7 protein-coding genes are annotated in these 6678 nt (G+C 60.6%); 6 read left to right on the top strand and 1 reads right to left on the bottom strand.

Annotation, left to right across the window (positions count from 1 at the left end; genetic code table 11):
• Nucleotides 1–425: 425 nt before the first annotated feature.
• Nucleotides 426–743, bottom strand: a complete 318-nt coding sequence (fliE, locus tag HHJ16_RS10285; RefSeq protein ID WP_293642613.1) for a flagellar hook-basal body complex protein FliE — start codon at nt 741–743, stop codon at nt 426–428.
• 297 nt (nt 744–1040) lie between these two features.
• Here fliE and fliF point away from each other — a divergent pair, with 297 nt between their 5' ends.
• The 6 genes from fliF to HHJ16_RS10255 form a co-directional block, all read left to right on the top strand.
• Nucleotides 1041–2759 carry a flagellar basal-body MS-ring/collar protein FliF gene (gene fliF, locus HHJ16_RS10280; RefSeq protein ID WP_293642611.1) on the top strand — a complete coding sequence of 573 codons (1719 nt, stop codon included), beginning with the start codon at nt 1041–1043 and terminating at the stop codon, nt 2757–2759.
• The gene (fliG, locus tag HHJ16_RS10275; protein WP_293642610.1) at nt 2759–3751 is read left to right on the top strand and encodes a flagellar motor switch protein FliG; all 993 of its coding nucleotides are present in this window, start codon (nt 2759–2761) and stop codon (nt 3749–3751) included. Before fliF ends, fliG begins: the two co-directional genes overlap by 1 nt.
• Nucleotides 3744–4517: a flagellar assembly protein FliH gene (locus tag HHJ16_RS10270; RefSeq protein ID WP_293642609.1), complete on the top strand. Its 774-nt coding sequence runs from the start codon at nt 3744–3746 to the stop codon at nt 4515–4517. Before fliG ends, HHJ16_RS10270 begins: the two co-directional genes overlap by 8 nt.
• The gene (fliI, locus tag HHJ16_RS10265; protein WP_293642608.1) at nt 4510–5931 is read left to right on the top strand and encodes a flagellar protein export ATPase FliI; all 1422 of its coding nucleotides are present in this window, start codon (nt 4510–4512) and stop codon (nt 5929–5931) included. The genes HHJ16_RS10270 and fliI overlap by 8 nt, the downstream gene beginning before the upstream one ends.
• A 31-nt stretch (nt 5932–5962) precedes the next feature.
• Nucleotides 5963–6418, top strand: a complete 456-nt coding sequence (gene fliJ / locus HHJ16_RS10260; RefSeq protein ID WP_293642607.1) for a flagellar export protein FliJ — start codon at nt 5963–5965, stop codon at nt 6416–6418.
• Nucleotides 6419–6435: 17 nt separating this feature from the next.
• The coding region (locus HHJ16_RS10255; protein WP_293642606.1) for a hypothetical protein at nt 6436–6678 on the top strand (243 nt) is incomplete at its 3' end.

Below are 6678 nucleotides of genomic sequence, written 5' to 3'. Positions count from 1 at the left end.
GCGCTCAATCGCGGAGTTCAACGCACCCTGCGATTTGTTGAGGTTGTTCTGCGTGAGCAGCGAGAGAGCATTGGTATTGATGACTGAAGACATGAGGGACTCCTGATTACAAAGGTTGTGAGCTTCGGCTAACTCGCCGTGACGCTGGCCTTGCCTGCCGAGACACCTTGCAAGCCACCGTTATTCAGGTTATCGGCCAGTTCGGTAGAAACCTTTAGGGTGGCGCGTAAAAATTTTTTGCTTTTTTAAGCTTGCCGACGCCGCCACGACCATTCTTGTTTCGGATCGCGCCACGCGATCTGTGCACCAAAGCAGTCGCTTACCCAGTACGCACTGGGCCTTATTGCTATGAATAAAATAGCGAATTGCGGGGCTGAAGCCTGCGCCAAAACAGGGCAGGTTGGCAAGGTATCGGGCGACCAGCTTTAGGCTGGCATGTTCATGACTTCATGGTAGGCAGCCATCACCCGGTTGCGCACCTGCAGGCCCATCTGGAAGCCGATGTTGGCTTTTTGCATATCGATCATCACGTCGTTCAACGCGACCCCGGGTTTACCAAGCTCGAACGCTTCCGCCTGGCCAGAGGCCTGCTGCTGCGTGTCGCTGATGCGGTCGAGCGACTTTTTCAGCTCGCCGGCAAAGCCGCCGCCGGGCACTTCGCCGCCCGCTGCGGTGGGGCGATCGGCCGCCTGGGTCAGGGCCCGCATTTGTTGCAGCACGGATTCAATAGACGCTATTGCCATGGTGTTTTCCTGGCGCAGCAAGGCGCCCATTTCTTGATTGAAGGCTGAAGCGTATCAGCCAGGCGGTCTGCGCATCGTGCCAAAAGATGGCAAAACCCGCAGTTATTCGGCGTATCAAGCGCCGGCCCGGGCTCTGACAATCATGAGCGAGGCCGGCGGTGCCTTGGCTGCACCTGCCAGGTCAGCCCTTCCCCTCCTTCCCTTTAAACCCTGCCGTATGTCATCAGTCGTTTCTATTGTTCCGCTGCGGTCCCGGCGTCGATCGCCGTGGCGCTGCGGCGGTAACCGGGTGCGCCTATGAGTTCTGCCGCAGCAGGCACTGGCGCAGCAATGCCCAAAAGCTTGTCCCTCCTGGATCAATTGCGCGCCAACCCCCGCTTGCCGCTGATGATCGGCGCTTCGGCCGCAATCGCTGCCCTGGCCGCGCTGTGGCTCTGGACCCGCACGCCCGACTATGGGGTGCTCTACAGCAACCTGTCGGACCGCGATGGGGGCGCCATCATCGCGTCGCTCCAGCAAATGAATATTCCGTACAAGTTCGCTGAAGGCGGCGGCGCCTTGATGGTGGCGGCCAACAAGGTGCCCGAGGCCCGCCTGCGGCTGGCCTCGCAGGGTTTGCCCAAAGGCGGTTCAGCGGGTTTTGAGCTGATGGACAACCAAAAATTCGGCACCAGCAGTTTTGTCGAGCAAATCAATTATCAGCGCGCTCTGGAAGGCGAACTGGCGCGTTCGATCAATTCCATTTCGGCGGTTGAATCCTCTCGGGTGCACCTTGCGTTGCCTAAACCGTCGCTTTTTGTGCGCGACCAGAAAAGCCCGAGCGCTTCGGTGATCCTGACCTTGCATCACGGACGAACTATTGACGAAGGCCAAATCAGTGCGATCGTGCATTTGATTTCCAGTAGCGTGCCGGAGCTGTCCGCAAAAAGCATTACTGTGGTGGACCAGGCTGGCAATCTACTGTCGGCGGCGAACTCGGGAACCCGGGGCCTGGATGTCAGTCAGCTGAAATACGCGCAAGAAATTGAGCAGGGCTACCGACGTCGTATTGAGGCGATTTTGCAACCGATCGTGGGCCCCGCCAACGTCCATGCGCAGGTGGCGGCAGACATCGATTTCTCAATCGTCGAGAACACCGACGAAAAGTACCGCCCCAACCAGGAACCGGGCAGCGCTGCGATTCGCAGCCAGCAGTCCAGCGAGTCCAACCAACAGGGCAATGTCTCACCTGGCGGCGTGCCGGGAGCACTCACCAACCAGCCCCCTTCCAACCCGACGGCCCCGATGGTCACTACGCCCCAAGCCCCGCCAAAGCCGGGCACCCCTGCGGCTGACCAGCTGAAAATAAGCACAGAACTGGGCGGCATGGGCAGCGGGACCCGCAGCGGGGTTTCGGGTAACGGGCGCAAGGACGGCACCACCAACTATGAGCTGGATCGCTCGATCCGCCATGTGCAACAAGGCGCCGGTGGCATCAAGCGGCTCTCAGTGGCGGTGGTAGTCAACTATCGCAGCACCGCGGGCGCTCCCGGCAAGGCAACCGCGCAGGCGCTCTCGGCTACTGAGCTGGAACAAATACAAAACCTGGTCAAGGAGGCGATGGGATTCAGCAGCGAGCGCGGTGACTCGCTTAACGTGGTGAACAGCCCGTTTGCGGCGGAAATTGCGGACGCGCCTGAACTTCCTTTATGGCGTCAACCGGACAACATCGCTATGGCCAAAGCGTTGGGGAACTACCTGCTGCTGGGCGTAGTCGCCTTGTTTCTCTGGTTTGCCGTGCTGCGGCCGCTGCTGCGCAAGCATCTGCAATCCCCTCCCGCCAGTGTTCCAGGGGCACGCCATGAAGAGGCCCAAGCCGCGCCGACCAAACCACCCGAAAAACCCGAGCTGCAGGATCCCGCACAGGCCCGACAAGTCCAGCGTCATCTGGACAACGTTGGTTATGCGCAAGATATAGCCGTCAAAGACCCCCAAATGGTGGCCATGCTGGTCAAGCACTGGATGAGTAAAAAATAATGGAAGCAGGTACCAGAAAAAGCGCCATTCTTTTGATGTCGCTCGGCGAAGAAGGCGCTGGCAGCGTGTTGCGGTATTTGCCGCACAGCATCGTCCAGGAAATGGGTGAGGCGATGGCCACGCTGACGCAAGTCAGGCGCGATGAAGTCGGCGTGGTGATGGAGGAGTTCCGTCTTGAAACTGAACAGTACTCGGCCCTTCACCTGGACTCGCGCACCTATCTCCGCTCGGTGCTGAACAAGGCGATGGGCGACGAACGTGCCGCTGATCTGCTTGAAAACATTTTGGAGTCCAACAATTCCGCCAGCGGTATCGAGCGACTGAACCAGTTGGAAGCGACCGAAGTCGTGGAAATTATTCGTGATGAGCATCCGCAGATCATCGCCACGCTACTGGTTCACATGGATCGCACCAAAGCCGCTGAAGTGCTTGAGAAACTCCCCGAGCGGGTGCGCCACGACGCCGTTCTGCGCGTCGCCACCTTCGGCGGGGTGCAACCAGCGGCTCTAAAAGAATTGACCGATGTGTTGAACGAAATGCTGTCGGGCGAAGGCACCAAGCGGAGCCGGCTTGGCGGTGTCCGGGTGGCGGCGGAAATTGTCAACATGATGAGCAGCACGCAAGAAGAAAGTGTCATCAAGCACGTTCGCGAACACGACGAAGCGCTGGCGCAAAAAATGATCGACGAGATGTTCCTGTTCGAGAACCTGCTCGGACTCGAAGACCGCAGCATTCAGTTGGTACTCAAGGAAGTCGAATCGGAATCGCTGATCGTTGCACTGAAAGGTGCGCCGCAAGAGCTTCGCGACAAGTTCCTCAAGAACATGTCACAACGTGCCGCCGAAACGCTGCGCGAAGATATCGAAATGCGCGGACCGGTGCGCGTATCCCAGGTGGAGGCTGAGCAGAAGAGCATTCTAGTGATCGTGCGCCGTTTGGCAGACGCCGGCGAGATTTTACTGGCCGGGAATGGCGACGATTCCTATGTCTAGCAAGCCCTCATCTTCACCGCCGTTCGAGGGCGAAAAGTCTTTGTCGGACCGGGCTGCGGAGCGACGGCCCACCGCACGCCCCGAGAAACTGAGCGCCTGGCAGCGTTGGGAAATGAACGCCATCGCGGCACAGATACGTCCTGGATCCCGCGCGGCAAAAGCCGGGGCTGAATCGGCGCTTGGGCAATTCGCGCCCACGTTGCTGATCGACGAAGCCGAGCTGATCCGGCTGCGGCTGGATGCACAAAAAGCCGGAAAAGCAGAAGGCTATCGAGAGGGCTACGCGCTCGGGCAGGCGGAGGGCTATTCCGCAGGCAGCACGGCGGTACAGGCGCAGGCCGATCAGTTGCATGCGCTGAGTCTGGCCTTGCCCAGCGCGTTGCACCTTGCCGATCGCCACGTCGCGGACGCGCTGCTGGCATTGGCGCTTGACATCGCCCGAAAGGTGCTGGGACAGGCCTTGACGGTGGAGCCGCAAGCCATACTGGCGGTGGTGCGGGAGCTGCTCGATGCCGAGCCGGCACTGACCGGCGCACCGCAGCTATTGCTGCACCCGGATGACGTTGCGCTGGTGAAACAACATCTGTCTGATGGCCTGCAGGTTGCGGGCTGGCGGATACGCGGCGATGCCACGATCAAACGCGGCGGTTGCCGGGTTCTGGCAGGCAGCGGTGAACGCGATGCGACCCTGGAAACCCGCTGGGAGCGGGTCGCCGCGGCCCTGGTACAAAACGTGCCAACCTCCAAAGGGACCGTCGATGCTTGACGTTTCCGACCCTGCCAGCGGGAGCCCGCATCTGAAGGCTTGGCAAACCGCGCTGGGCGACGCCCAGGCTGCGGTCGGCCTCAGCATCCCGGTGCGCAGCTATGGGCGGCTGACGCGCGCGGTCGGACTGGTTCTCGAAGCGGTCGGCCTGCGGCTTCCGGTGGGCAGCGACTGCCTGATCGAGCTTCCCCCGGGTTACCCCCAAAAAATTGCCGAAGCGGAAGTGGTTGGATTTTCTGGCGATCGCATTTTCCTGATGCCACAAAGCCCGGTGGACGGCCTGCTGCCCGGGGCTCGGGTCTATGCGCTGGAGTCCCCGGTGGGGTATGGCGATGGCACCGGACCCAGAACCAAACGCCTGCCGGTCGGCGAAGGCATGTTGGGCCGGGTAGTGGATGCAGCCGGCCGGCCGCTCGACGGTTTGGGAGCGCTTAATTTCGCGCGTGAAGTGCCGCTGACCGCGGCGCCGATCAACCCGCTGACCCGCGCCCCCATCGACCAGGTGCTGGATGTCGGGGTTCGCGCCATCAATGCCATGCTGACCGTGGGACGGGGCCAGCGCATGGGTCTGTTTGCCGGGTCCGGCGTGGGCAAAAGCGTGTTACTCGGAATGATGGCCCGGTATACCGATGCCGATGTGATTGTGGTCGGGCTGATCGGTGAACGCGGTCGCGAAGTCAAGGACTTCATCGAGAACACGCTCGGCAAGGAAGGGATGGCGCGTGCGGTGCTGGTCGCCGCCCCCGCGGATACCTCGCCTCTGTTAAGACTGCAGGGTGCCGCCTACGCCACCTGTCTGGCCGAATATTTTCGGGATCAAGGTAAACACGTATTGCTGATCATGGATTCACTGACCCGCTATGCCATGGCTCAGCGTGAAATCGCGCTGGCGGTCGGGGAACCTCCCGCCACCAAGGGTTACCCCCCGTCGGTATTTGCAAAACTGCCGGCGCTGGTGGAGCGTGCGGGCAATGGCGCGCGGGATGCAGACGGCCGGGGTGGTTCTATTACGGCGTTCTACACCGTGTTGACGGAAGGCGATGACCTGCAAGACCCTATTGCCGACGCCGCCCGTGCCATCTTGGACGGCCACGTCGTGTTATCCCGCAGCTTGGCCGAGTCGGGTCACTACCCCGCGATTGATATTGAAGCCTCCATCAGCCGCGCGATGACGGCGCTGACCGAAGCTTCGCAGTTTGAAGCGGTGCGAAGCGTCAAGCAGATGCTGTCGCGCTATCAGCGCAATCGCGACCTGATCAGCGTCGGTGCTTATGCGCCTGGTCATGACGCACAACTGGATCGGGCCGTTGCGCTCTATCCAAAAATAGAAGCCTTCCTGCAACAACCGATGCAGGAGCGCGCCGACTACGCCGCATCCGTTGCTCACTTACACCGCTTATTGGAGGCTGGCTAGCAGCCGCACGCAGCTCCCGAAAGAAAACACCATGCCCAACAAACTTCCCCTTGTGACGCTGATTGAACTGGCGCAAAACAAAACCGACGAAGCCACCCGTCGACTCGGTGAATTGCAAAGTGTGCAAACCAGTGCCGCCGCAAAACTCGAGCTGCTGCTGCAGTACCGGCAAGACTACCTGGACCAGCTGCATGTTCAGATGCGTGAGGGCTTACCCTCGGCGCACTTACGCAACTTCCAACAGTTCATCGATACCCTGGATGGCGCGATTGAACAACAACGCAGCGTGACCTTGCAAGCCGATCTCCGGTTGGCGCATGGGCGTAGCGACTGGCAACACACCAAGCGACGGCTGAATTCCTTTGATACGCTGGCTAACCGGGCGCACCAGCAGGAAGCGCTCGCGGTCAATAAACGAGAGCAGCGGGACAGCGATGAGCGGACTTCCCGCCAGTTCTACCTGCGCGCAACGACTGTGACCGATTAGCTTTACCAGGAAATATGATGTCCTCGATACTTTCCTCCACCGCGGTTCCGAGTGTGCCCGGCAACCCCCTCTCGAATGCAACGGCGCGTGCCGACGAACCCGGGCAAGATGCCCCGGGCAGTTTTAGCGAAGCCTTGTCACGCTCACGGGCACCGGCTGGAAAAACCACCGAAAAACCCACTGTCAAGCCGCCCCTCACCGCGCTCGCTCGACGCCAGGCCGCCGGTTCCGAGACGCTGCCGGATAACTTGATTACTGCC

This window comes from Polaromonas sp., assembly GCF_012927485.1.
Taxonomy (GTDB): Bacteria; Pseudomonadota; Gammaproteobacteria; order Burkholderiales; family Burkholderiaceae_C; genus Polaromonas.
This window is presented reverse-complemented; position numbering and strand designations above follow the sequence as displayed.

Coding starts and splice junctions, on each gene's coding strand:
- fliE (WP_293642613.1), bottom strand. CDS start 743: ATGGCAATAGCGTCTATTGAATCCGTGCTGCAACAAATGCGGGCCCTG.
- fliF (WP_293642611.1), top strand. CDS start 1,041: ATGAGTTCTGCCGCAGCAGGCACTGGCGCAGCAATGCCCAAAAGCTTG.
- fliG (WP_293642610.1), top strand. CDS start 2,759: ATGGAAGCAGGTACCAGAAAAAGCGCCATTCTTTTGATGTCGCTCGGC.
- HHJ16_RS10270 (WP_293642609.1), top strand. CDS start 3,744: ATGTCTAGCAAGCCCTCATCTTCACCGCCGTTCGAGGGCGAAAAGTCT.
- fliI (WP_293642608.1), top strand. CDS start 4,510: ATGCTTGACGTTTCCGACCCTGCCAGCGGGAGCCCGCATCTGAAGGCT.
- fliJ (WP_293642607.1), top strand. CDS start 5,963: ATGCCCAACAAACTTCCCCTTGTGACGCTGATTGAACTGGCGCAAAAC.